Origin of the sequence: Roseobacter sp. HKCCD6576-2 (assembly GCF_013179285.1) — a bacterium.
Classification (GTDB): Bacteria; Pseudomonadota; Alphaproteobacteria; order Rhodobacterales; family Rhodobacteraceae; genus Rhodophyticola; species Rhodophyticola oceani.
In genome coordinates, this window is record NZ_WVNW01000004.1 from 305,429 (window position 1) to 326,912 (window position 21,484).

Annotated in this window: 23 protein-coding genes; 13 read left to right on the forward strand and 10 right to left on the reverse strand. The window is 60.9% G+C overall.

What is annotated here, in order from left to right:
- The first annotated feature begins 1 nt into the window (after position 1).
- Complete coding sequence (locus GTF44_RS16290; RefSeq protein WP_171559956.1) at positions 2 to 1,060, forward strand: ABC transporter ATP-binding protein; 1,059 nt, start codon at positions 2 to 4, stop codon at positions 1,058 to 1,060.
- A gap of 5 nt (positions 1,061 to 1,065) precedes the next feature.
- On the forward strand, positions 1,066 to 2,046 hold the full coding sequence (locus GTF44_RS16295) for an aldo/keto reductase (RefSeq protein WP_171559954.1): 981 nt from the start codon (positions 1,066 to 1,068) through the stop codon (positions 2,044 to 2,046).
- 313 nt (positions 2,047 to 2,359) lie between these two features.
- Here the strand turns inward: GTF44_RS16295 and GTF44_RS16300 are convergent, their stop codons facing one another.
- From GTF44_RS16300 to GTF44_RS16310, 3 genes are read right to left on the reverse strand one after another with little or no spacing between them, the layout of a single operon-like run.
- Entirely contained in the window at positions 2,360 to 2,803 is a 444-nt protein-coding gene (locus GTF44_RS16300; protein ID WP_145213994.1) for a MarR family winged helix-turn-helix transcriptional regulator, read from the reverse strand.
- 53 nt (positions 2,804 to 2,856) lie between these two features.
- Positions 2,857 to 3,114: a glutaredoxin 3 gene (gene grxC, locus GTF44_RS16305; RefSeq protein ID WP_145213989.1), complete on the reverse strand. Its 258-nt coding sequence runs from the start codon at positions 3,112 to 3,114 to the stop codon at positions 2,857 to 2,859.
- Positions 3,115 to 3,150: 36 nt separating this feature from the next.
- A complete protein-coding gene (locus GTF44_RS16310; protein ID WP_171559952.1) occupies positions 3,151 to 3,873 on the reverse strand; it encodes a ComF family protein in 723 nt (240 codons plus the stop codon).
- Positions 3,874 to 3,916: 43 nt separating this feature from the next.
- On the opposite strand from GTF44_RS16310, the gene GTF44_RS16315 reads away from it, so the two are divergent.
- On the forward strand, positions 3,917 to 4,771 hold the full coding sequence (locus tag GTF44_RS16315) for a methyltransferase domain-containing protein (RefSeq protein WP_171559951.1): 855 nt from the start codon (positions 3,917 to 3,919) through the stop codon (positions 4,769 to 4,771).
- A gap of 17 nt (positions 4,772 to 4,788) precedes the next feature.
- Positions 4,789 to 5,835, forward strand: a complete 1,047-nt coding sequence (gene hemH / locus GTF44_RS16320; protein WP_171560524.1) for a ferrochelatase — start codon at positions 4,789 to 4,791, stop codon at positions 5,833 to 5,835.
- Between the two features lie 6 nt (positions 5,836 to 5,841).
- On the opposite strand, the gene GTF44_RS16325 is transcribed toward hemH, so the two are convergent.
- From GTF44_RS16325 to GTF44_RS16340, 4 genes are all read right to left on the reverse strand, one after another.
- A complete protein-coding gene (locus tag GTF44_RS16325) occupies positions 5,842 to 5,979 on the reverse strand; it encodes a hypothetical protein (RefSeq protein ID WP_171559949.1) in 138 nt (45 codons plus the stop codon).
- 111 nt (positions 5,980 to 6,090) lie between these two features.
- Positions 6,091 to 6,489, reverse strand: a complete 399-nt coding sequence (locus GTF44_RS16330) for a (deoxy)nucleoside triphosphate pyrophosphohydrolase (protein ID WP_171559947.1) — start codon at positions 6,487 to 6,489, stop codon at positions 6,091 to 6,093.
- Positions 6,486 to 7,751 carry a bifunctional glutamate N-acetyltransferase/amino-acid acetyltransferase ArgJ gene (argJ, locus tag GTF44_RS16335; RefSeq protein WP_171559945.1) on the reverse strand — a complete coding sequence of 422 codons (1,266 nt, stop codon included), beginning with the start codon at positions 7,749 to 7,751 and terminating at the stop codon, positions 6,486 to 6,488. The genes GTF44_RS16330 and argJ overlap by 4 nt, the downstream gene beginning before the upstream one ends.
- A 10-nt stretch (positions 7,752 to 7,761) precedes the next feature.
- Positions 7,762 to 8,592 carry a peptidylprolyl isomerase gene (locus tag GTF44_RS16340; RefSeq protein ID WP_171559943.1) on the reverse strand — a complete coding sequence of 277 codons (831 nt, stop codon included), beginning with the start codon at positions 8,590 to 8,592 and terminating at the stop codon, positions 7,762 to 7,764.
- Positions 8,593 to 8,818: 226 nt separating this feature from the next.
- On the opposite strand from GTF44_RS16340, the gene secA reads away from it, so the two are divergent.
- The 3 genes from secA (at position 8,819) to GTF44_RS16355 (ending at position 14,410) form a co-directional block, all read left to right on the forward strand.
- On the forward strand, positions 8,819 to 11,527 hold the full coding sequence (gene secA / locus GTF44_RS16345; protein ID WP_171559941.1) for a preprotein translocase subunit SecA: 2,709 nt from the start codon (positions 8,819 to 8,821) through the stop codon (positions 11,525 to 11,527).
- 183 nt (positions 11,528 to 11,710) lie between these two features.
- Complete coding sequence (locus GTF44_RS16350) at positions 11,711 to 12,826, forward strand: hypothetical protein (protein ID WP_171559940.1); 1,116 nt, start codon at positions 11,711 to 11,713, stop codon at positions 12,824 to 12,826.
- A gap of 21 nt (positions 12,827 to 12,847) precedes the next feature.
- Positions 12,848 to 14,410 carry a phosphate ABC transporter substrate-binding/OmpA family protein gene (locus GTF44_RS16355; protein WP_171559938.1) on the forward strand — a complete coding sequence of 521 codons (1,563 nt, stop codon included), beginning with the start codon at positions 12,848 to 12,850 and terminating at the stop codon, positions 14,408 to 14,410.
- 85 nt (positions 14,411 to 14,495) lie between these two features.
- On the opposite strand, the gene map is transcribed toward GTF44_RS16355, so the two are convergent.
- Both map and sfsA read right to left on the reverse strand, forming a co-directional pair.
- Complete coding sequence (gene map / locus GTF44_RS16360) at positions 14,496 to 15,308, reverse strand: type I methionyl aminopeptidase (protein WP_171559936.1); 813 nt, start codon at positions 15,306 to 15,308, stop codon at positions 14,496 to 14,498.
- Between the two features lie 69 nt (positions 15,309 to 15,377).
- Complete coding sequence (sfsA, locus tag GTF44_RS16365; protein WP_171559935.1) at positions 15,378 to 16,094, reverse strand: DNA/RNA nuclease SfsA; 717 nt, start codon at positions 16,092 to 16,094, stop codon at positions 15,378 to 15,380.
- A gap of 49 nt (positions 16,095 to 16,143) precedes the next feature.
- Between sfsA and GTF44_RS16370 the strand changes: the two genes are divergently transcribed.
- The 4 genes from GTF44_RS16370 to GTF44_RS16385 are packed head-to-tail and all read left to right on the forward strand — an operon-like array spanning position 16,144 to position 19,110.
- The gene (locus tag GTF44_RS16370; protein ID WP_171559933.1) at positions 16,144 to 16,872 is read left to right on the forward strand and encodes a molybdopterin-binding protein; all 729 of its coding nucleotides are present in this window, start codon (positions 16,144 to 16,146) and stop codon (positions 16,870 to 16,872) included.
- Positions 16,869 to 17,603, forward strand: a complete 735-nt coding sequence (locus tag GTF44_RS16375) for an N-acetyltransferase (RefSeq protein ID WP_171559931.1) — start codon at positions 16,869 to 16,871, stop codon at positions 17,601 to 17,603. Before GTF44_RS16370 ends, GTF44_RS16375 begins: the two co-directional genes overlap by 4 nt.
- Complete coding sequence (locus tag GTF44_RS16380; protein WP_171559930.1) at positions 17,600 to 18,175, forward strand: peroxidase-related enzyme; 576 nt, start codon at positions 17,600 to 17,602, stop codon at positions 18,173 to 18,175. The genes GTF44_RS16375 and GTF44_RS16380 overlap by 4 nt, the downstream gene beginning before the upstream one ends.
- Positions 18,172 to 19,110 (forward strand): OmpA family protein, encoded by a 939-nt coding sequence (locus tag GTF44_RS16385; RefSeq protein WP_171559928.1) that lies wholly within the window; start codon positions 18,172 to 18,174, stop codon positions 19,108 to 19,110. Before GTF44_RS16380 ends, GTF44_RS16385 begins: the two co-directional genes overlap by 4 nt.
- Positions 19,111 to 19,188: 78 nt before the next feature.
- Here the strand turns inward: GTF44_RS16385 and GTF44_RS16390 are convergent, their stop codons facing one another.
- A complete protein-coding gene (locus tag GTF44_RS16390; RefSeq protein ID WP_145213944.1) occupies positions 19,189 to 20,094 on the reverse strand; it encodes a LysR family transcriptional regulator in 906 nt (301 codons plus the stop codon).
- 254 nt (positions 20,095 to 20,348) lie between these two features.
- Here GTF44_RS16390 and GTF44_RS16395 point away from each other — a divergent pair, with 254 nt between their 5' ends.
- Both GTF44_RS16395 and arsC read left to right on the forward strand, forming a co-directional pair.
- Entirely contained in the window at positions 20,349 to 21,074 is a 726-nt protein-coding gene (locus GTF44_RS16395) for a class II aldolase and adducin N-terminal domain-containing protein (RefSeq protein ID WP_171559927.1), read from the forward strand.
- Between the two features lie 4 nt (positions 21,075 to 21,078).
- Positions 21,079 to 21,480 carry an arsenate reductase (glutaredoxin) gene (gene arsC / locus GTF44_RS16400; RefSeq protein WP_171560521.1) on the forward strand — a complete coding sequence of 134 codons (402 nt, stop codon included), beginning with the start codon at positions 21,079 to 21,081 and terminating at the stop codon, positions 21,478 to 21,480.
- Positions 21,481 to 21,484: the final 4 nt, after the last annotated feature.

The window sequence follows — 21,484 nt, forward strand, 5'->3', positions numbered from 1 at the left end:
GATGAAACCAATTGCGCTGCACGACGTCCGCAAATCCTACGGCGCCATGCCTGTTATCCACGGGGTCGATATCGACATTGAACCGGGAGAGTTCGCGGTTCTGGTCGGCCCGTCAGGGTGCGGAAAATCAACCCTGCTGCGCATGCTGGCCGGGTTGGAATCGGTAACCGGCGGCGAGATCGTGATCGGCGACAGTGTGGTAAACAACGCGCTTCCGAAAGAGCGCGATATCGCCATGGTGTTCCAGAATTACGCCCTTTATCCGCATATGACCGTCGCCGAAAACATGGGGTTTTCGCTGCGCTTGGCACGGGCCGACAAGGCCGAGTCCCGGGCGAAGGTCGAAGCGGCGGCTGAAATTCTAGGACTTGCTCACCTTCTCGACCGTTATCCGCGCCACCTGTCCGGTGGTCAGCGACAGCGTGTAGCGATGGGGCGTGCGATTGTACGGGCCCCATCGGTGTTCCTTTTTGACGAGCCGCTTTCCAATCTCGACGCAAAGCTGCGCGTTAAGATGCGAACCGAGATCAAAGAGCTACATCAGAAGCTGAAAACAACAGTTGTCTATGTGACCCACGATCAGATCGAAGCCATGACCATGGCCGACAAGATCATTGTGCTTGATGGCGGCCATGTCTCGCAGATCGGCTCCCCGCTCGAGCTGTATAACCAGCCGCAGAACAGTTTCGTGGCATCTTTCATCGGTTCCCCTTCGATGAACCTGTTTCCGGCAAAGACAGAGGCTGGCGGCACGGCGCGGTTGGAAGATGGTCAGGCCGTCTCTTTGCCCCAAGCCGTGGCACCGGGTCGGGACATCCTGTTTGGCATCCGTCCCGAGCATCTTTTGCAAGACGTCTCAGCCCCCCGCATCCACATCCGCGTGGCGGTGGTTGAGCCCACCGGGGCGGAAACGTTGATATCGGCGCATCTGGGCGAGACCGACGCGCTAGCCGCCCTGCGTGGTCACGCGAACCTTTCGTCAGGTGACCAGCTTGGTCTGTCCTTCGATGACGCCCATGTGCATCTTTTTGATGCCGAAAGTGGCTTACGGATCGGGTGACCAAGATGGCATTGGAGTTGCCGCAAATCGGCCTCGGCACGGCGGCGGTCGCGGGGCTCTACAAAGAGGTGGCGCGCGACACAGCGCTTCAAACGCTTGAGACCGCATGGGACCTTGGCATCCGGTATTTCGACACCGCCCCGCATTACGGGCAAGGCAAGGCCGAAAGACTCCTCGGCGATTTCTTACGAGACAAACCGGATGAGGAAATCATCACGTCCACCAAAGTCGGGCGATTGTTATCGCCGTCCGCAGTAAGGCACGCGGCGCTGAACGGCTTCGTGAACCCGCTGCCCTTCGATCAGAACTACGATTACTCCTATGACGGGATCATGCGGTCCTATGAAGACAGTCTGCAGCGGCTTGGATTGAACCGGATCGATATCCTCTACGTCCATGACATTGGGGAACGGACCCATGGTAGACGCAATGACATCTACATGGCGCAACTCGTCAATGGCGGATTTCGCGCGCTAGCGGAGTTGAAAGCCTCAGGTACCGTACAAGCCATTGGAATCGGTGTGAACGAAGTCGAGATCTGCGAGACAATTCTTGCGCAGGTCGAGATAGATCTAATCCTGCTTGCTGGCCGCTATACATTGTTGGATCGTTCCGCTGAAGCGCACCTCTTAGAGATGTGCGACCGTTCAGGCACGCGTTTGGTGATCGGTGGTGTCTTCAACTCCGGCATTCTCGCCACCGGTGCGGTGGAGGGGGCCCACTGGGACTACGGGCCAGCACCGGAAGAAGTATTGGTCAAGGTCAGTGCACTTGAGGTACTTTGTAAGGCTTTCGACATAACATTGCCCGAGGCAGCACTCACCTTCCCGATCCGACGTAAACAGGTTGCCAGCCTTCTTCTTGGCAACGGTCACCCGAGCCGGTTGAAAAGCAACGTCACTGCGATCAAAAATGCACAGGTGCCGCCAGCGTTCTGGGATCTGGCCAACCGGCTTATCACCGGGAAAACCTGCACGACGAAATGATGGAATGACATACCGTTCAGCACGAGTCCGTTGGAGAGATTGAAGACGGCTCTGGTGTGATCGTTGTTGTATAACCCTATCCATCTTCTCAGGCGAACTAGCCATCCGAATCTCGAAGGATGGTATCGCAGAAGAGTTTAGCTGACGTTGCGACGCGCGCCGCTGCGTCGCAAGCTTTGTGCAGCGGAGACATCTCGCCATCACTGGGAGATACCAATCCTAGGCCCACAAAACAAAGCCGTCATCAAGTCGGTACTCGATGGGTTAAGATCGCCATTCCTCGAAGCAAGCCTCTAGAGCCAAAGCCGTTCCATCAGCCCTCGTCTTCCAGACGCAGCCGCATCTCGCGGATCACCGGGAGGGCCGACCGCACTCGGTCGGCGCCAATCTCTGTCACCGTTTCCGATAAGATCGGCGCAATCACCTCAAGCGCCGCGTCTCTCGCTCGTTTGCCGGAGGGGCTAATCGAGACGAATTTCCGCCGCGCATCATCCCAATCGGGGCGAATATGCACATGGCCGGCCCATTCCAGCTTGCCCAATGTGTTGGTCATCGCGCCGCGAGTGACGTGGAACACGCGGGCCAATTGCGCCGGTGTCTTTTCCTCACCGCTCCGCGCCAAATGGTTCAACACCGAGAAATGACTCAGCTCCATGCCTTTCGGCAACGCCTTCGACAGCCGGTTGCGCGCCAGCTGATCGGCCATGAACATTTCACTAAAAAGCGCAATGGCAAGGGGGTCTTCGGTCGAACTCATAGCGCGCATAACACATAAACCCCTGCCGCTCGGCAAGGGGTCTCAGCGTCGCGTCACGCGGCGAGCAGGGGGTCGAGCTTGCCGTCCCGTTCAAGGGCGGCCATCTCATCATAGCCGCCGACATGGGTCTCCCCGATGAAGATCTGCGGCACCGTGTGGCGGCCATTGGCGCGGCTCAGCATCTCTTGGCGCTTTGCCGCATCACCCGACACGTTGTACTCGGCAAAGCTGACACCCTTGTCAGTCAACATCCGCTTGGCGGCGTGGCAATAGCCGCAAAGCGGCGACGTATAAATTTCAACAGTTGGCATGATCTTCTGTCCAATCAATCCCGCAATCAGGGTGATTTAGGCGTCCTTGGCGGCGCGCGCTAGGGCTATCACGCAGACGTTTTTTGCGCCCGCAACAAAAGCTGCATCGGTCGCCGCGGAAAATGTCGCGCCCGAGGTCATCACATCGTCGATCAACAGCACATCGCGTCCCGCCAAAACCGCGCCATGTTTCGGGTGCGGTCGGATCGCGCTCTCAAGGTTTTCAAACCGCTTCTCATAGCCGAGCCCGTCTTGGCTCTGCGTCGCGGAGGGCCGGATCAAAGCGTCAGGTAGAACCTCCACGTTCGCGGCCCGTCCCAACGCATGAGCCAAGAGCGCTGATTGGTTGTAGCGCCGCTTCAAGAGCCGCCAGCGGTGCAACGGGATCGGCACGATGAGGCTCTGCTCTGTCAGAAGCGGTGCGGCGCGTGCCGCCATCCACGGCCCCGCCGCTTTCGCCACGTCGGCCCGATCACCATGTTTCAGGCCCAGAACCAGCCGCCGCGCATTTCCGCCATAGACGAACACCGCCCGTCCCCGCGACCAGGGCCGCGCCACCTGCAAACATTCGTCGCAGCGCAGCACCGTCTCCTCCTCGGCCCCGGGCAGCGGCACACCGCATTGATCGCAAGCCGTGCCGTGGATAAACGGCGTATCGCCCCAGCACGCCCCGCAAATTGCATAATCGCTTTCGACCCGCGCGCCACAGCAGAGGCATTCGGGCGGAAACACCGCATGTATCGCGGTTTGCAATCTCATATCACGCCCCTAAGTTGCAGCGGGTCAGCGAACGGAACCTCACGTGTCACACCCTACGCCAGCCGCCTTGGTGGACAGAGCCACCCTTGCCCGCCGCCGCGCCCGCGCCCGGCTGGATCAAGCGGGCTTCCTGCATGACGAGGCCAAGTTCGAGCTTCAGGAAAGACTCATCGACGTTAACAGATCGTTTACGACACCCGCGATCGTGACGCCGTTCCGAGAAATCTGGGCCGATTTCCTGCCAGGCGCGACACTGGTCGCGGATAAAGAGACGCTCGATATTGCGCCGGGCGCTCATGATCTGGTGATCCACGCCATGGGCCTGCATTGGGCCAATGATCCGGTGGGCCAGATCGTCCAATGCCGCCGCGCGCTCAAGCCCGATGGATTGTTCCTCGCCGTCTTCTTTGCGGGGGACACATTGGCCGAACTGCGCGCCGCCATTGGGCAGGCCGAGATCGAGACACTCGGCGGCCTCTCGCCCCGCATCGCGCCGATGGGGGAGCTACGCGACCTTGGCGGGTTGTTGCAGCGCGCCGGGTTCGCCTTGCCCGTGGCCGACAGCACGCGCCGCGATGTCAGTTATGCCGATCTGCCATCGCTGATGGCCGATCTCCGCGTCATGGGGGAGACCAACGCTCTGGCGACGCGGCACCGTCGCCCAACGCCCCGCCGCCTCTTCACCCGCGCGGCAGAGATTTACGCCGAGAGCTTTCCCGCCGAAAACGGGCGCATCCGCGCGACCTTTGAACTGGCCTTTCTGACCGGCTGGTCCCCGCATGACAGCCAGCAAAAACCGCTCCGCCCGGGCAGTGCGACATCCCGCCTGGCCGATGCCCTGAAAACCACCGAATTCGACGAAACGGCCATGCCGGTTCAGACCCGAGATCAAGAGTGAAAGACGAACACCAGATGATGATGAACGAAGTGCCCCCCCATGCCGCCGCCGACCACCCCAAGGTCTCCTTCGGCAAAACCGGCGTGCTGTTGGCCAATCTCGGAACGCCGGATGACTACAGCTATTGGCCGATGCGGCGCTATCTGAACGAGTTCCTCTCCGACAAACGCGTCATCGACTATCCGTGGTGGAAATGGCAGCCGCTTTTGCAGCTCATCATCCTGACCAAACGCCCGTTCAGCTCGGGCGCGGCCTATAAATCCATCTGGAATCACGACAAGGGCGAAAGCCCGCTGATGACGATCACCAAGGACCAAACGGCCAAGATGAAGGCCGCGCTTGAGGCGCGTTATGGCGATCAGGTCGTGGTCGATTTCTGCATGCGCTACGGCAATCCCTCAACCAAATCCAAGGTCGACGCCATGATCGCCCAGGGGTGCCAGAAGATCCTCTTCTTCCCCCTCTACCCACATTATGCCGGGGCCACTTCCGCCACAGCCTGCGATCAATTCTTCCGGTCCTTGATGGATGTGAAATGGCAGCCTATCGCGCGCACGGTCGAGCCCTACTTTGAACATCCGCTTTACATCGAAGCCTTAGCGCAATCGGTGGAGAAAGCCTATGGCGCGCTGGAAGACCGGCCCGATATTCTGGTCTGTTCCTATCACGGCGTGCCGATCCGCTATCTGATGGAGGGGGACCCCTATCACTGCCAATGTCAGAAAACGACGCGGCTCTTGAAAGAGCGTTTGGGCTGGGCCGATACGGAGATCACCACCACCTTCCAGTCGCAATTCGGCCCCGAGGAATGGCTGCAACCCTACACGGTGGAAGAGGTCGCGCGCCTCGCCGAGCAGGGCAAGAAGAAGATCGCCGTGGTCGCCCCGGCTTTCTCAGCCGACTGCATCGAAACGCTGGAAGAGATCAACGAAGAGATCAAAGAGAGTTTCGAGGAAGCCGGTGGCGAGCAATTCACCTATATCCCCTGCCTCAACGATGACGACGCCCATATCAAAGCGCTTTCCGCCGTGGTCGAGGACAATCTGAAAGGCTGGATCGACTAGAGCGGATCAGGCCGCTTCGGCGCTGACCGGGTGCCCGGTGAAGATCCGGTCACCCACGCGGACGACGATTTTGCCGTTCTGAAGCGCGCGAACAAACACGCCTTGAACAGATACGCAGGTGCCCAATGTGATGGTTTTCAGCACAGTCTTATCCCCCGATTGGCTGTTGCTGGCCACATGTTAGACGCTTATTGCCACGAAAACGCATAAAATTTATGACATGCAGTCAACCCATTGGGGACCCTGCCGAAAATCCTACAACCAATCCCGCAAAATCGGGATGAGGGGGATGTCCGCCGCTGGCATCGGGTAGTCTCGTAGGTCCTTCGGCCGGACCCATTTCAACACTTGGTTTTCGCGCGCCGCCGGGATCCCCTCCCATTTCCGGCAGGCGAAAAGCGGCATCAATAAATGGAAACTGTCATAGCTGTGGCTGGCGAAGGTCAGCGGCGCGAGGCACGAGGCCCATGTGTCGATCCCCAGTTCCTCATGCAGCTCCCGAATGAGCGCAACCTCAGGCGTCTCGCCCGGTTCCACCTTGCCACCCGGGAACTCCCAAAGCCCCGCCATCGATTTGCCCTCGGGGCGCTGCGCCAAAAGCACGCGACCGTCAGGGTCGATCAGAGCCACGGCGGAAACCAAAACCGTCTTCACGACCGATAATCCGCGTTGATGGTGATATAGCCATGGGTCAGGTCACAGGTCCAAACCGTCGCGGCGCCATCGCCCAGGCCCAAATGAACCGCAATCAACAGCTCGTTGCCTTTCATATAGCTGGCGCCAGCCTCTTCGCGATAACTCGGCGCCACCCAGCCCCGCTCCGCCACCAGGATATCGCCGAACCGGATGCTAAGCAGGTCGCGATCCGCCACCGCGCCGGATTTGCCAACCGCCATCACGACACGGCCCCAATTCGGGTCCTCTCCGGCAATCGCAGTCTTTACGAGCGGCGAGTTGGCAATGGCGCGTGCGACCTTCTCGGCATCGGCGGCGTTGGCTGCGCCGGTGGCCCGAACCTCGACCAGTTTCGTAGCACCCTCACCATCGCGGACAATTTGCAAGGCGAGGTCTTTCATCACCGCTTCCAATGCCGCGCCGAAGGCGCGGGCCGTGGGGGTCTCCAAAGACGTGATGGGCGCATGGTCCGCAGCCCCCGTGGCCACCACCATCACCGTATCGGAGGTCGAGGTGTCACTATCGACGGTGATGGCGTTGAAGGTCCGTTTCGTTTGATCCGACAGCATCGCCTGCAACACCGGCTGATCAATCGCCGCATCGGTGAAGACATAGCTCAACATCGTCGCCATATCCGGCGCAATCATGCCGGAGCCTTTGGCGAAACCGGCAATGCTCACCATCGTGCCATCAATCTCGACCGTTGCTGCCGCGCCTTTGGCGAAAGTGTCAGTCGTCATGATCGCCCGCGCGGCAGCTTCAGCACCGCCGGGCGCAAGCGCTTCTTTCAACCCCGCGACAACGCCCGTAATCTTTTCCGGCGGCAAGGGTTCGCCAATCACCCCGGTGGAGGCCGTGAACACATGCCCCTCGGGCACGCCCATGACCTGCGCCACCTCGGCGCAAACGGCTTGAACCGTGCTCTCGCCTGCGCCGCCCGTGAAGGCATTGGCATTGCCGGAATTGACCAAAATCGCAAAACCCGCACCGCTTGGGGCCAAACCCGCCAGCTTCGCCTCGCAATCGAGAACCGGTGCCGCGCGGGTTGCCGAGCGCGTGAAAACACCGACCACAGACGCGCCCGGCGCGATCTCTGCCAGCATCACATCATCGCGGTTGCGATATTTGACCCCAGCAGAGGTCGCGGCAAAGCGGACGCCGCCGATCTCCGGCATCTTCGGAAATCCGGCCTTCGGGGCAAGCGGTGAGACCGCTGGCCCGGTGTTTTCTGCATCACTCATCTTGGGCGGCTTAGTTTTCCAGCAGACCCATGTCACGGATCAGCGCCGGATCGATCTCAATCTCAGGCCGCTCAACCTCAGCCTCAGAGACCAGTTCCTCCATCCGTGTCTCGACCCGTGCGTTGCGCAGGCCGTTGATCAATTCGGCACGCACATCGTCAAGCTCGGGGGCATCCTGCAACCGGCTGTCATTGAGGATGATCACATGCCAGCCAAACTGGGTCTCAACCGGGGCCGAGACTTCGCCAACCTCCAGCTCGAACACCGCTTCTTCGAAGCTTGGCACCATCATGCCCGCGGTGAACCAGCCCAATTGCCCACCATTCGGACCTGACGGGCCGGTGGAGTGCTGCTGCGCCAGTTCGGCGAAATCCGCACCGCCCGCCAGCTCCTCGACCAGCGCCGCAGCGGCCTCTTCCGTTTCAACCAAGATATGCGAGGCGTCGAATTCCCGCGCCGGTTCGGCAGAGCCATAGACGCGATCATACTCAGTCTGGAGATCCTCCTCGCTGATCTCGGCCATCGCGATCATCTCCATCATCGCCGCAGCCATGAACGCGCGCTCTTCGTTTTCCAGGCCAAGCTCCATCCGCGGCGTGACCATCTGGCGTGCGGCACCGGCCACAACCTCTTGCTGCACCAGCTGTTCCAGCATCCCATCGAACAAGACTTGATCGGGCAATTGTTGATACTGCTCGGGCAAAAGCGCCTGCATCGCGATCAAGTGACCCAGGGTGATATCGGCCCCGTTCACCGTCGCCAAAACCGTGTCTGCGTCTTGAGCCTGGGCGGGAACCGCCATCAGCGCGGCAAGCGCCGCACCCGCAAGAAATCGTTTCATCCAAGAAATCCTTTGTTACGAAGGCCCAATGATCTTTGGGCCGCGTTGACACATATCCGGCGGCCCCTTATGTCCCTGACGGGTTTTGCACCGGGGCCGTGCCGGTCTTGCCGCCGTTGATAGACTGCAGCGGTAGACCAAACAAGCCGCGTGCAACACACGAATTGATGATCCGGGGAACGCCGTCGACACGGGGCCACCCCGAAAGAAAAAGGCGTTTAAACGTATGCTCGGGCTTGGAACGATCGCGAAAAAGGTTTTTGGAACGCCAAATGACCGCAAAGTGAAATCCGTGCGGCCGGTGATCGAAAAGATCAACGCGCTGGAGCTCGAGTTCGAAAAACTCTCCGATACAGACATCGTTGCCAAAACCGCCGAACTGCGGAATCGCGCCCAGAACGGCGAGGCGCTGGATGATCTGCTGCCAGAAGCTTTCGCCAACTGCCGGGAGGCCGCACGCCGCGCCCTCGGCCTGCGCGCCTTTGATACACAGTTGATTGGCGGGCTTTTTCTGCACCAAGGCAATATCGCCGAGATGAAGACAGGCGAGGGCAAAACCCTTGTCGCGACCTTCCCGGCCTATCTCAACGCACTGACCGGCAAGGGCGTGCATATCGTCACCGTAAATGACTACCTGGCCAAGCGGGACGCCGATTGGATGGGCAAGGTCTATACCGCTTTGGGTTTGTCCACCGGTGTGGTCTATCCGCGTCAGCCCGATGAAGAGAAGCGCGCGGCCTATGCCGCCGATATCACCTATGCGACCAATAACGAGCTTGGGTTCGACTATCTGCGCGACAATATGCGGGCCTCACTCGCCGATATGGCGCAACGCGGTCATAACTTCGCGATTGTCGATGAGGTCGACTCGATCCTGATCGATGAGGCGCGGACACCCCTGATCATTTCCGGTCCGTCCGAGGACCGATCAGAGCTTTATGTCACGATCGACAAGCTGATCCCTGGCATCGAAGAAGATCACTACACGTTCGACGAAAAAACCCGGGGCGTCACCTTCACCGATGAAGGCAATGACTTCCTCGAAGAACGCCTGCATGCCGAAGAGATTTTGCCTGAGGGGCAGAGCCTCTACGACCCGGAAAGCACGACCATCGTGCACCATGTCACCAACGCGCTCCGTGCGCATAAAGCCTTCCAGAAGGACAAAGACTACATCGTCCGGAATGGCGAGGTTGTGCTTGTCGATGAGTTCACGGGTCGGATGATGCCGGGCCGCCGCCTCTCCGATGGCCTGCACCAGGCGATCGAGGCCAAAGAGGGCGCCAATATTCAGCCTGAAAACATCACCATGGCTTCGGTGACCTTCCAGAACTATTTCCGCCTTTACGGCAAACTCGCCGGCATGACCGGGACCGCCGCCACCGAGGCCGAAGAATTCGCCTCGATCTATGGGCTTGGCGTGGTGGAGATCCCCACCAACCGCCCAATCGCGCGACTTGACGAAGACGACCAGGTTTACCGCACCGGCGAGGAGAAATACGCCGCCATCGTCGAGCAAATCCGCGAGGCGCATGAGAAGGGGCAGCCGGTTCTCGTCGGCACCACCTCAATCGAGAAATCCGAGATGTTGGGTCAGCTTCTGACCCAAGCCAAGCTGCCGCATAACATCCTGAACGCGCGGCAGCATGAACAAGAGGCGCAGATCGTCGCCGACGCGGGCAAGCTCGGCGCGATCACCATCGCCACCAACATGGCCGGGCGCGGCACCGACATCAAACTGGGCGGCAATGTCGAGTTCAAAGTGATGGAGGCCATCGCCGCCGATCCCGAGGCGAACCCCGATGAGGTCCGCGCCAAGATCGAGGCCGAACATGAGGCAGATGAAGAGGCGGTGAAAGCCGCAGGCGGGCTCTATGTTCTGGCCACCGAGCGCCATGAGAGCCGCCGGATCGACAACCAGCTCCGTGGTCGCTCCGGCCGTCAGGGCGACCCCGGTCGCTCCTCCTTCTTCCTGAGCCTCGAAGACGATCTGATGCGGATCTTCGGCTCCGACCGGCTCGACAAAATGCTCTCGACCCTCGGCATGAAAGAGGGCGAGGCCATCGTGCACCCTTGGGTCAACAAATCGCTCGAGAAGGCGCAAGCGAAGGTCGAAGGCCGCAACTTCGACATCCGCAAACAGCTCCTCAAATTCGATGATGTAATGAATGACCAGCGGAAGGCGATCTTCGGCCAACGCATGGAAATCATGGGGGCCGAAGAGATCGGCGAGGTCACCCGCGACATGCGTCATCAGGTGATCGACGACCTGGTTCATATCCATATGCCGCCAAAATCCTATGCCGATCAATGGGATACGGAAGGCTTGCAAGAAGAGGTTCGCGCAAAGCTGGGCGTTGATGCGCCCGTTGCCGAATGGGCCGATGAAGAAGGCGTTGACGATGAAGACATCCGCGAACGCCTCGAACGCTCGGCTGATGAATACATGGCCAGCAAGGCCGTGCAATTCGGCCCAGAACAAATGCGTAATATCGAAAAGCAGGTGCTGTTGCAGACGATCGACGGCAAATGGCGCGAACATTTGCTGACACTGGAACATCTGCGCTCGGTCGTTGGGTTCCGCGGCTATGCACAGCGCGACCCGCTGAACGAATACAAGACCGAGAGCTTCCAGCTGTTCGAAGGCATGCTCGACAGCTTGCGCGCCGATGTCACTGAGCGCTTGGCCAAGATCCAACCGCTGACGCCGGAGCAGCAAGAACAGCTGATCAAACAGCTCCAAGCGCAGCAGCAGGCGCAACAACAGGCCGCAACCCAAGCGACCGAGGCCGCAGCCGGGGCCAGCGAGGCAGCGCCAGCGGCCAATGGTTTTGTCGAAGATGACCCAAGCACCTGGGGTAACCCGGGCCGGAACGATCCCTGCCCCTGCGGGTCTGGCAAGAAATTCAAACACTGCCACGGGCGGCTCACCTGACGGGTGGGCGCCCCAAAGGCCCCATTTTCGCCACAATCTGCCTCGGCGTTGTTGAGAATTTCGCAACAATCGAGCGCAATAACAGGTGAGCGGCGGGATTTTCACGAAATTCCGCCAATGCGACCCCAAATTCGCCCTATTCCGTGAACAGTCTCCGCCGCAGCAAGAGGGACGGAGTCTGAGATGCCGAAACGTCAAATTGTTCGCCTGGTCGCCGTGGGCCTGATGACCGTCTCCGGCGGTATATTCGCCGTGAATGCCGGGCTCATTCCCGGATTTGGCAATGGTGGCAGCACGCCGCCATCGACCCCCGACGCCGTTACCAACGCAGTCACTGAGACGGCAGAGCCTGACCAAGATCAGGCAGAACCACCGATCACCGCTGCCGCACTGGCCCCCGCGCCGACCCTGCCCGCACCCATTACCGAGGCATCAGAGACGATCCCCGCCGCGGTGACAGATCCCGCGCCGACGGATGCGCAGGACCTACCAGAAACACCCGATTTCACGCTGACTCAGCCGGACCTCGCGCAGCCCGGCAATCTGTCGGATCGGATGGCCGCGACGCCCGATCTGAACATGGCCGCGCCGGACGACAACGAGGTCAGCCAGTTCGGCCTGCCCTGCGGCCTCTCGGTCAGCGCCACGGCCGCGCCCGCCGCGATGGTCGCGCTGGACATCATGAATCCCTGCCAACCCAATGCGCGCGTGGTGATCGAGCATTCCGGCCTCACACTGACCGAGCAAACCGATGCGATGGGCCTTCTCGCCGCCGATATTCCGGCGTTCGAAACGCCCGCATTCTTCACGATCCGTGTGGAGGGCAGCAGCGAAACGGCGCTTGCAGTTGTCCCCGACCTGGCGGAGTTCGACCGCGTCGCCGTCGCCTGGGAAGACACCCGCGATCTTGAGCTGCACGCCATGGAGTTTGGGGCCGATTATGGCGAGACCGGCCATATCTGGCAGGAAAACGCCGGCACGCCCGCGCGCGCTCAAGCCGGCGAGGGCGGGTTCGTCACCCAGCTCGGCAATGATGCCGTCGACGCCCCGTTGATGGCGCAAGTCTACACCTTCCCGCGCGACACGCTGACCCGTCAGGGCGCTGTGCGCCTCTCGATTGAGGCCCCAATCAACACCCGCAATTGCGGCCAAGACACCATGGCCCGCACGCTGCAAACCGATCTCGACGGGGCGGTCGCGGTGACGGAATTGACCTTCACACTTCCCGCCTGCGACGCGATGGGCGACTATCTGGTGTTGCAAAATCTGCTGCAGGACCTGAGAGTCGCCTCGAATTGACCTAACCCGGCGCAGGTACCCATGCGATCCATGCTGAGGGCGGCCATCACAGCCGCCCTTTTTGCTATCTTGCCCCTGTCCCCTGCCATTGCGCAGGACGTGACCCTGCGCTCGCTCGACGGCAGTATTGAACTAGACGGCACACTCATCGGCTTTGATGGGGAGTTCTACAGGGTCGACACGATCTATGGTCCTTTGACCGTCAATGCCCAAGGCGTCTCCTGCCTCGGTCCCGGTTGCCCCGATCTGGAAAGCTTCATCGCCGAAGCGCGATTTGCGGGCGCCCGCGTGATGGCGGACACGCTGATGCCCGCACTCATTGAGGCTTTTGCCCGTGACCGGGGCATGAGCGTCTCCCGTGCCCTACAGCCCGAGGGTCGCTCGGTCTTTACCCTCACGCGTATCTCTGACAACAGCGTCGCGGCGCGCTTCACGCTTCTCCCCGGCACCACCGATACAGGGTTCGACGCACTTTTGAACCGCGATGCCGATCTGGCCCTCGCGCTCCGCCAACCTTCTGAGGCCGAACGCCAGGCCGCCCGGATCGCCGATCAAGGCGATATCACCCTGTCACAACGCGCGCGTGTGCTGGCCATCGATGGGTTGGTCGCCGTGACGGCACCGCAAAACGCGCTCCGTGAGATTACCATCCCCGATCTTGCCCAGGTCTTCGCAGGCGAGATCACCAACTGGGCCGATCTCGGCGGCGGCGACGCCCCCATCGCCCTCCATTTGATGGAAGACAGCTCCGGTCTCGCGCAAGACTTCATCAACCGCGTCCTTCTGCCCGAAAACGTCACTCTCGGCCCCGGCATCATCCGTCACTCCGACCCTGGCGATCTGGCCGGTGCGGTCGCCCGCGACCCCTACGCGATTGGCGTGACCTCTTTCGCCTCTATCGACAACGCCCGCGCTCTGGCGCTCGGCGGGCCCTGCGGCTTCAATCAGACCGCAACCCATGAAAGCCTCAAGGCCGAAGACTACCCGCTCACCGCGCCGCTCTTTGTCTACACGCCTGCACGCCGCCTGCCGCAACTGGTCCGCGAGTTCCTTGCCTTCTTCGAAAGCCAAACCGCCGAGCGGGTGATCCGCCGTGCCGGCTTCGTGAACCAATCCTTGCGCCGCAGCCCCGCAGCCGCCCAAGGCGCCCGCCTGGCCAATGCCATTCAAGCGGCGGGCGCGGAAATCACACTCGACGATCTGCAACGCCTCGCCGCCCGTGTGGCCAGCAGCCAGCGCCTCTCCCCCACCTTCCGCTTCGCCCCCGGTACCACAGACTTGGATCCGCAGTCGCGTAGCTCCGTCTCCCGCCTGGCCCGCGCCATCGAGCAGGGCGAATTCGACGGCCAAACCCTGGTTTTCGTCGGCTTCTCCGATGGCGATGGCAACGCCGCCACCAATCTTCGCCTCTCGCGAGGCCGGGCTGAGACCGTCCGCACCGCGATTATCGAGGCCGCCTCCGCCGCTGATCTCAACCGACTGCAACTCCGCGTCGATGCCTTTGGCGAAGCCATGCCCATGGCCTGCGACGACACCGATTGGGGCCGCGCCGTCAATCGCCGTGTCGAAGTCTGGCTAGAATAGCCCGCCCCTTCTCTGCTTCAAAAATATCACGGGGAGTACGAGGGGCTGGCCCCTCGCTCCTCAACCCACAACATGAACAGACGGGTCAAACCGCGTAGGTCGGGTGAAACAAATTGCCGGGCGACAAGGTGAAAATCTCACACCCGGTCGCGGTCACGCCAATCGAATGCTCAAACTGCGCACTCAAGGATTTGTCGCGGGTCACGGCCGTCCAATCATCGGCCAGAACCTTGGTCTCGGGCCGCCCCAAATTCACCATCGGCTCAATTGTGAAGAACATGCCCTCTTCCAGAACCGGCCCGGTGCGAGCCCGCCCATAATGCAGCACATTCGGCGGCGCATGAAACACCTGCCCCAGCCCGTGTCCGCAGAAATCCCGCACGATCGACATCCGATGCCCCTCGGCATAGGCCTGAATCGCGTGCCCGATATCGCCAAAGGTGTTGCCCGGCTTCACCGCCTCAATGCCCTTGAACAACGCATCATGAGTGACTTGGATCAACCGCTCGGCCCGGCGGTTGAGCTTACCTGCCACAAACATCCGGCTTGTGTCGCCAAACCAACCATCAACCACGACCGTGACATCGATATTCAGAATATCGCCGTCTTTCAAAACCTTCGAACCTGGAATCCCGTGACACACCACGTGGTTCACACTGATACAGCTCGCATGCTGATAGCCGCGATAGCCAATCGTGGCCGAGGTCGCACCGGCCTCGTCCACCATCTCGGTGATCCGCGCATCCAACGCGCCCGTGGTCACACCCGGCACCACCATCGGCGCGATCTCGTCCAAGATGCGCGCCGCCAATCCACCAGCCTTATGCATGCCAGCGAAGTCTTCGGGTCCATGAATGCGAATGCCGTCTTTCGTCAAACGGCCGCGGAAATCGTCCAAAACCAGTGCTCCGGTGTTGTCTTTCGCGGAACTTATGTCATGAAGCGGGGATTTTCCAGAGATGGCGGGTCAGATCTGTGGTCTTGTGTCGACCGGGATCGACTGATCAATCTCAACACCTTCGGGACCAATATCCGTGCCGTAGCAGATCATCTCCACCCCTGCCGCCCGCGCCGCGTCAAATGCGGCCGCATAACCCGGGTCAAGATCGGCGGCCATTTTCAGCCGCCTGCAATCGGTCCGCTGCAACAGATAGAGCATCACCGCCCGTTTCCCGTCGCGGACCATCTGCGACAATTCATCCAAATGCTTGGCACCCCGCGCCGTCACGCTATCGGGAAACTCGGCCCAATCCCCGTCTCTCCGCAAGGTGACATTCTTCACCTCGACGTAAGCCTCAGGCAGGCCACCACCGGAGAGCAAGAAATCCACCCGGCTGTTCTGTCCGTATTTGACCTCCGGCGCGATCTGCGGATAGCGCGCCAGTTCTGCAATCGCCCCTGCCGCCAAAGCCTCAGAAACGACCTTATTCGGCAGACTCGTGTCGATTCCGACCCAATGCCCACCCGGCTGTTCCGCCAATCGCCAGCCATATTTCAGCTTCTTGCGCGGGTCCTCATTCGGCTCCACCCAAATCCGCAGCCCCGGCTCTTTCAAACCCATCATCGAACCTGGGTTCGGGCAATGCGCTGTGACCTCCCGCCCATCTTCCAATCGGATGTCCGCGAGAAAGCGTTTGTATCGCTTGAGGAGGGTCGCCGGGACCAGTGGGGTTTGAAAGCGCATGGCGCTGCCCCTATACCCGAGCCAAAGCACTGGCAAGGAGCCAACGACCATGCCCAACCCCACCGCCGCCATGTTGGTGATCGGCGACGAGATCCTCTCGGGCCGGACCCGGGATGCAAATATGCACTACCTCGCGGGTGAGTTGACCAAACACGGCATCCGCCTGGCTGAGGTCCGCGTGGTTTCGGACGACGCAGAGGCGATTGTCGGCGCGGTGCAAGCGCTGAGCGCGAGCCATGACACGGTCTTCACCTCCGGCGGCATCGGCCCGACCCATGATGATATCACCGCCGAGGCCATCGCAGACGCATTTGCCGTGCCGGTCAGCATCCGCGACGATGCCCGCGCGATTCTTCAGGCGCATTATGACCGCCAAGGCTCGGAACTAAACGAGGCGCGCCTGCGCATGGCGCGCATTCCCGATGGCGCCTCGCTGATTGAGAACCCGGTCTCGGCCGCGCCTGGCTTCACGCTGCACAATGTCCATGTGATGGCTGGCGTCCCGACCGTGTTCCAAACCATGGTCGCCTCGATCCTGCCGACGCTGACCGGCGGCGCGCCGCTTCTATCGCAAACCCTGCGTATTCCACGCGGCGAAGGTGATATTGCCGGCCCCTTGGGCGATCTGGCGACGGCTCATCCCAAGGTCGAGATCGGCTCCTACCCCTATCTCAAAGACGGCGTCTATGGCGCGAACATCGTCGTGCGCAGCACCGATGGCGCGGCGGTCGATGCGGTGATCGGCAAGCTCGTCACGCTTTTCCCAGAGGCGCAATGACCCTCCCTACTGCGTCTGATCTCTATCCCGTCGTTGAACGCACCTGGCCTGCGGCGAAGGTGATGCAGCATGGGCCTTGGACGATCCGCGACGGCCAAGGCGGTGGCAGTCGCGTTTCGGCGGCAACTCTCACGGGAAGCGCGGCAGACCCAGCAGACGTCGCGCAAGCCGAGACCGCGATGCGCGATCTGGGACACGCCCCCCTCTTCATGATCCGAGATGGCGAAACGGCTCTAGACCGCCTGTTGGCGACGCTTTCTTACCAAATCAAAGACCCCGTCATCCTCTACGCCGCGCCGATCGACGCGCTTGATACAACGCCCCTGCCACCGATCACCTGTTTCGAGGTCTGGCCGCCTCTGGCCGCGCAAACGGAGATCTGGGCCGCCGGTGGCATCGGCCCTGAACGCCTCGCCATCATGCACCGCGTCACAGGCGCCAAAACCACAATCTTCGGACGGATCGATGACCACCCCGCCGGCACCGGCTTTGTCGCGATGGATGGCAAGATCGCCATGCTTCATGCGCTCGAAACCCTGGGCGAGCATCGCCAGAAAGGCCTGGGCCGCTACATGATGCGCGCGATGGCGATCTGGGCCAAAGCGCAAGGTGCCAGCCATCTTACGCTCATGGTGACGCGCGCAAACCTGCCGGCCAACGCGCTCTACACTTCCCTCGGCTTCAAGCCTGTGGGACACTACCATTATCGCATCAAGCCAGAGGCCCAATGAGCAAACCGGACCCCAACGCCACCGCGCTAGACCTGCCGCCCCTCGACCCGCTCCCGGAGGACACGCAGAAATACTTCGATATCTGCCAAGAGAAACTGGGAATGATCCCCAATGTGCTCGCGGCCTATGCCTTCGATGTCGAAAAGCTAAACGCGTTCACGGCGATGTATAATGACCTGATGCTGGGCCAAAGTGGGCTCAGCAAGCTGGAACGTGAGATGATCGCGGTCGCGGTCTCGGCGGTGAATAAATGCTTCTATTGCCTGACTGCCCATGGCGCCGCCGTGCGGCAGCTCTCCGGCGATCCCGCCTTGGGCGAAGCCCTGGTGATGAACTATCGCGTCGCCAAACTCGACCCACGTCAAAGGGCCATGTTGGATTTCGCCGTGATGATGACCGAGAACAGCGCCAAGATCGAGGAGCCGGACCGGCAAGCGCTCCGCGATGTCGGCTTCTCCGATCGCGACATCTGGGACATCGCGGCGACAGCTTCCTTCTTCAACATGTCCAACCGCATGGCCTCGGCCATCGATATGCGCCCCAACGCTGAATATCACGGGCAATATCGGTGAGACGCCTGGCGCATATCCTTCTGGCCTGCGCCATCGCCTCGCCCGTTCAAGCGTTGGATTTGCGCCTGCCCGCGGCGGCGCAACTGACCTTCGAAGAGACTGAGGCGATGGGCCGCTATGAAATGCCCATCGGGCCGTGGTCAGCAGCAAGGTTTGATCGGCTTAGCGCAGAAGGCAGCGTGACACGCTTGGTCTGGCAAATCTCCCCCTATAGCGGGACCAGCGCACAGTTGATGGCGCAGCTTCGCGCGCAACTGGTAACCGATGGCTATGACGTCCAGTTTTCCTGCGCCGATCGCGATTGCGGCGGGTTCGATTTCCGCTTTGGCATCGACGTGGTGCCCGAACCGGCGATGCATGTGAACCTGGGCGATTTCGCCTATCTCTTCGCCGACCGCACGATGGATGACAGTCCCGATAGACTCGCCCTCCTGATCTCGCGTGGCGGCGGCAATGCCTTCATCCACTTGGTCCATGCCGGCCCGCCAGGCGAAACCTTGCCCGATGTGACCCAGTCCACCCGCGCGCCGGGCGACATCCAGACCGTCTTTGACAGCACCGACCTGATTGCCACGTTGGAAGCGACGGGCATGGTCACCCTTGATGACCTTCAGTTTCAAACCGGTGCCTCGGCACTGTCGGGCGATGACTATGCCTCGCTGGTCACGCTAGCCGCGTATCTCAACACCAATCCGGATCGCCAAGTCGTTCTTGTCGGTCACACCGATGCCGAAGGGGCCTTGGAAAACAACATCGCGCTTAGTCGCTCTCGGGCGGGGGCTGTCCGTGATTTCTTGATCGCCAACTTCGATGTCTCAGGCGACCAATTGCGGGCGGAAGGTGTCGGCTACCTCTCGCCGCGCGCCCCCAACAGTACGGATGACGGCCGCGAGTTGAACCGCCGCGTTGAGGTGGTCCTCACAAGTACCGATTAAAAAGGGCCCGGCTGGCAGATACCACCCGGACCCCAGAAATGCCCCACAATACACACGCGCGGGACGACGGCATGAAACTCACCAGTCTTCGGGACCTTTCTCCCGGAACTGGTCCACAAGGAAATCGATGAAGGCCCGTACCTTCGGCTGCGTATATCGACCCGGCGGATAGACGGCATAGATACCCAGCAAATCGACCGGAAGCTCCGGGATTGCATCCACCAGCAACCCCTCGCGCATGGCATCGGCATAGAGAAAGCTTGGCAGATATGCGATGCCCAACCCGCCGATCGCGGCGTTGAGCAAGGACTGCCCATCATTCACGGTCAGGGACCCGGCGGTGCGGACTTGGCGCCTTTCGCCGGATGGCGCCGTAATCCTCCAAACATTGCCACTGGCCTGATTGGAGTAATGCAAGAGCTTGTGATCGTTCAGATCGTCGATCTTCTCGGGGCGGCCATGTTCCTCGAAATAGCTTGGGGCGGCGATCATACGTTTATGGGTTTCGGTCAATTTCCGGGCGCGCAGCGAACTGTCTTCCAGATCACCCACGCGAATCGCCATATCGAACCCTTCCGAGATCAGCTCCACATAGCGGTTGTTCAGGATCATATTGACCGTGATATCCGGATAGGAGTGCAGGAACTCCCCAAGAACGGGCGAGAGATGGTTGACGCCGAAATCAGTCGCCACCGACACCCGTAACAACCCCGATGGCGCGGATTGCATCGAGGTGACGAGGGCATCGGCCTCCCCCGCATCGTTGAGCACACGGCGGGCACGGTCATAATACGCAAGACCGATCTCGGTTGGGCTGACGCGACGGGTGGTCCGATTCAACAACCGGGCGCCAAGACGGGTTTCGAGGCTGGAAACGTGCTTAGAGACTGCGGATTTCGAAATCCCCAGCTTCCGCGCCGCATCTGTAAACCCACCTTGGTCTACAACTGTGGCAAACGCTTCCATTTCCGTTAAACGGTCCATCTAGTCACCCATCTGCAATATGCTCTTACGTCACCTATCATTATGGTGAAATGCGGCGTCAATGCGGAGAGACCCGGGTATTACGGGGGATCGTTGATGGCGCGGGTGAAAAAATGCGCTCAGCACCCAAAATTTCCATCAAGCCCGATAGCTTTGTCCATCTCGGAAACGGGGATACGGCCATGACACACCCCTTCCCATTCATCTGACGCAACCCTAGGCTCCGCCATAATTGTACCTTTGGGGAGACAGAGATGGATCACGCCACCGCCCGCCAAGACCTCGCCGCCGCCTTCCGCTGGATTGCGCGCGAAGACATGCATGAGGCCATCGCCAATCACTTCTCGCTCGCCGTGAACGAAGACGGGACCGAGTTCCTGATCAACCCCAAACGGCATTTCAGCCGAATGCAAGCGTCGGATCTCTGGGTGATCGACGCCAACAACCCCGACAGCGCCAAGGGCACCGATGCGCCGGATCAAACCGCCTGGGGCCTGCATGCGAGCCTACACCGGCACGTGCCCCATGCCCGCTGCGCGATGCATGTGCATTCCACCTATGCGACGGTTCTGGCCAGCCTCGCCGATAGCCGCCTGCCCGCGATCGATCAGAACTCTGCGATGTTCTACAATCGCCAAGTGGTCGATGAAGACTATGGCGGCCTCGCGCTAGAAGAAGAAGGCGCCCGCTGCGCCCGGCTGTTCCAAGACCCGTCGATCCGCACGATGATCATGGGCAATCACGGTGTGCTGATCATCGGGGAAACCGTGGCCGAAGCGTTCACCCGGCTCTACTATTTCGAACGCGCGGCGCGGAACTACATCCTCGCGCTGCACACCGGGCGGCCCTTGCGCGAGCTATCAGATGAGGTGGCCTCGAAAGCCGCCGAACAGATGGAGGGCGCAACCGACTCCGAAGCCGCCTTCCTGGCCGAGATCCGCGCCGTCCTCGACGCCGAAGAGCCCGATTATGCCCACTGATCCGATGCAGATCGTGATCCATCACAACCCCGATTGCGGCACATCTCGCAATGTCTTGGCGGCAATCCGCGCCGCAGGCTACGATCCGGTCGTGATCGAGTATCTGAAAACCGGTTGGACCCAACCGCAACTCCAGGCGCTTTTCGCCGCCGCCGATCTCACCCCGCGCGACGCGCTCCGGGTCAGCAAATCCCCGGCAGAAGAGCTCGGCCTCACCAATCCGGCGGTGAGTGACGTCGCGCTTCTGGAGGCCATGGTCGCGCACCCGATCCTGGTCAACCGTCCGATCGTGGCCTGCAAAAACGGCACCCGCCTCTGCCGCCCCTCCGAGGCGGTGCTGGAGCTCTTGGACCAGAAACCGCCGCCGGAGTTCACCAAGGAAGATGGCCAGCCGCTCAAAGCGTGACCCC

Excerpts from the sequence above, each read along its gene's own strand:
- GTF44_RS16370 (WP_171559933.1), top strand. The coding sequence starts at position 16,144 with ATGCCCAACCCCACCGCCGCCATGTTGGTGATCGGCGACGAGATCCTC.
- GTF44_RS16395 (WP_171559927.1), top strand. The coding sequence starts at position 20,349 with ATGGATCACGCCACCGCCCGCCAAGACCTCGCCGCCGCCTTCCGCTGG.
- GTF44_RS16390 (WP_145213944.1), bottom strand. The coding sequence starts at position 20,094 with ATGGACCGTTTAACGGAAATGGAAGCGTTTGCCACAGTTGTAGACCAA.
- sfsA (WP_171559935.1), bottom strand. The coding sequence starts at position 16,094 with ATGCGCTTTCAAACCCCACTGGTCCCGGCGACCCTCCTCAAGCGATAC.
- GTF44_RS16355 (WP_171559938.1), top strand. The coding sequence starts at position 12,848 with ATGCGATCCATGCTGAGGGCGGCCATCACAGCCGCCCTTTTTGCTATC.
- GTF44_RS16340 (WP_171559943.1), bottom strand. The coding sequence starts at position 8,592 with ATGAAACGATTTCTTGCGGGTGCGGCGCTTGCCGCGCTGATGGCGGTT.
- grxC (WP_145213989.1), bottom strand. The coding sequence starts at position 3,114 with ATGCCAACTGTTGAAATTTATACGTCGCCGCTTTGCGGCTATTGCCAC.
- argJ (WP_171559945.1), bottom strand. The coding sequence starts at position 7,751 with ATGAGTGATGCAGAAAACACCGGGCCAGCGGTCTCACCGCTTGCCCCG.
- GTF44_RS16375 (WP_171559931.1), top strand. The coding sequence starts at position 16,869 with ATGACCCTCCCTACTGCGTCTGATCTCTATCCCGTCGTTGAACGCACC.
- GTF44_RS16380 (WP_171559930.1), top strand. The coding sequence starts at position 17,600 with ATGAGCAAACCGGACCCCAACGCCACCGCGCTAGACCTGCCGCCCCTC.
- GTF44_RS16310 (WP_171559952.1), bottom strand. The coding sequence starts at position 3,873 with ATGAGATTGCAAACCGCGATACATGCGGTGTTTCCGCCCGAATGCCTC.
- GTF44_RS16300 (WP_145213994.1), bottom strand. The coding sequence starts at position 2,803 with ATGAGTTCGACCGAAGACCCCCTTGCCATTGCGCTTTTTAGTGAAATG.
- GTF44_RS16350 (WP_171559940.1), top strand. The coding sequence starts at position 11,711 with ATGCCGAAACGTCAAATTGTTCGCCTGGTCGCCGTGGGCCTGATGACC.
- secA (WP_171559941.1), top strand. The coding sequence starts at position 8,819 with ATGCTCGGGCTTGGAACGATCGCGAAAAAGGTTTTTGGAACGCCAAAT.
- hemH (WP_171560524.1), top strand. The coding sequence starts at position 4,789 with ATGATGAACGAAGTGCCCCCCCATGCCGCCGCCGACCACCCCAAGGTC.
- GTF44_RS16295 (WP_171559954.1), top strand. The coding sequence starts at position 1,066 with ATGGCATTGGAGTTGCCGCAAATCGGCCTCGGCACGGCGGCGGTCGCG.
- arsC (WP_171560521.1), top strand. The coding sequence starts at position 21,079 with ATGCAGATCGTGATCCATCACAACCCCGATTGCGGCACATCTCGCAAT.
- GTF44_RS16290 (WP_171559956.1), top strand. The coding sequence starts at position 2 with ATGAAACCAATTGCGCTGCACGACGTCCGCAAATCCTACGGCGCCATG.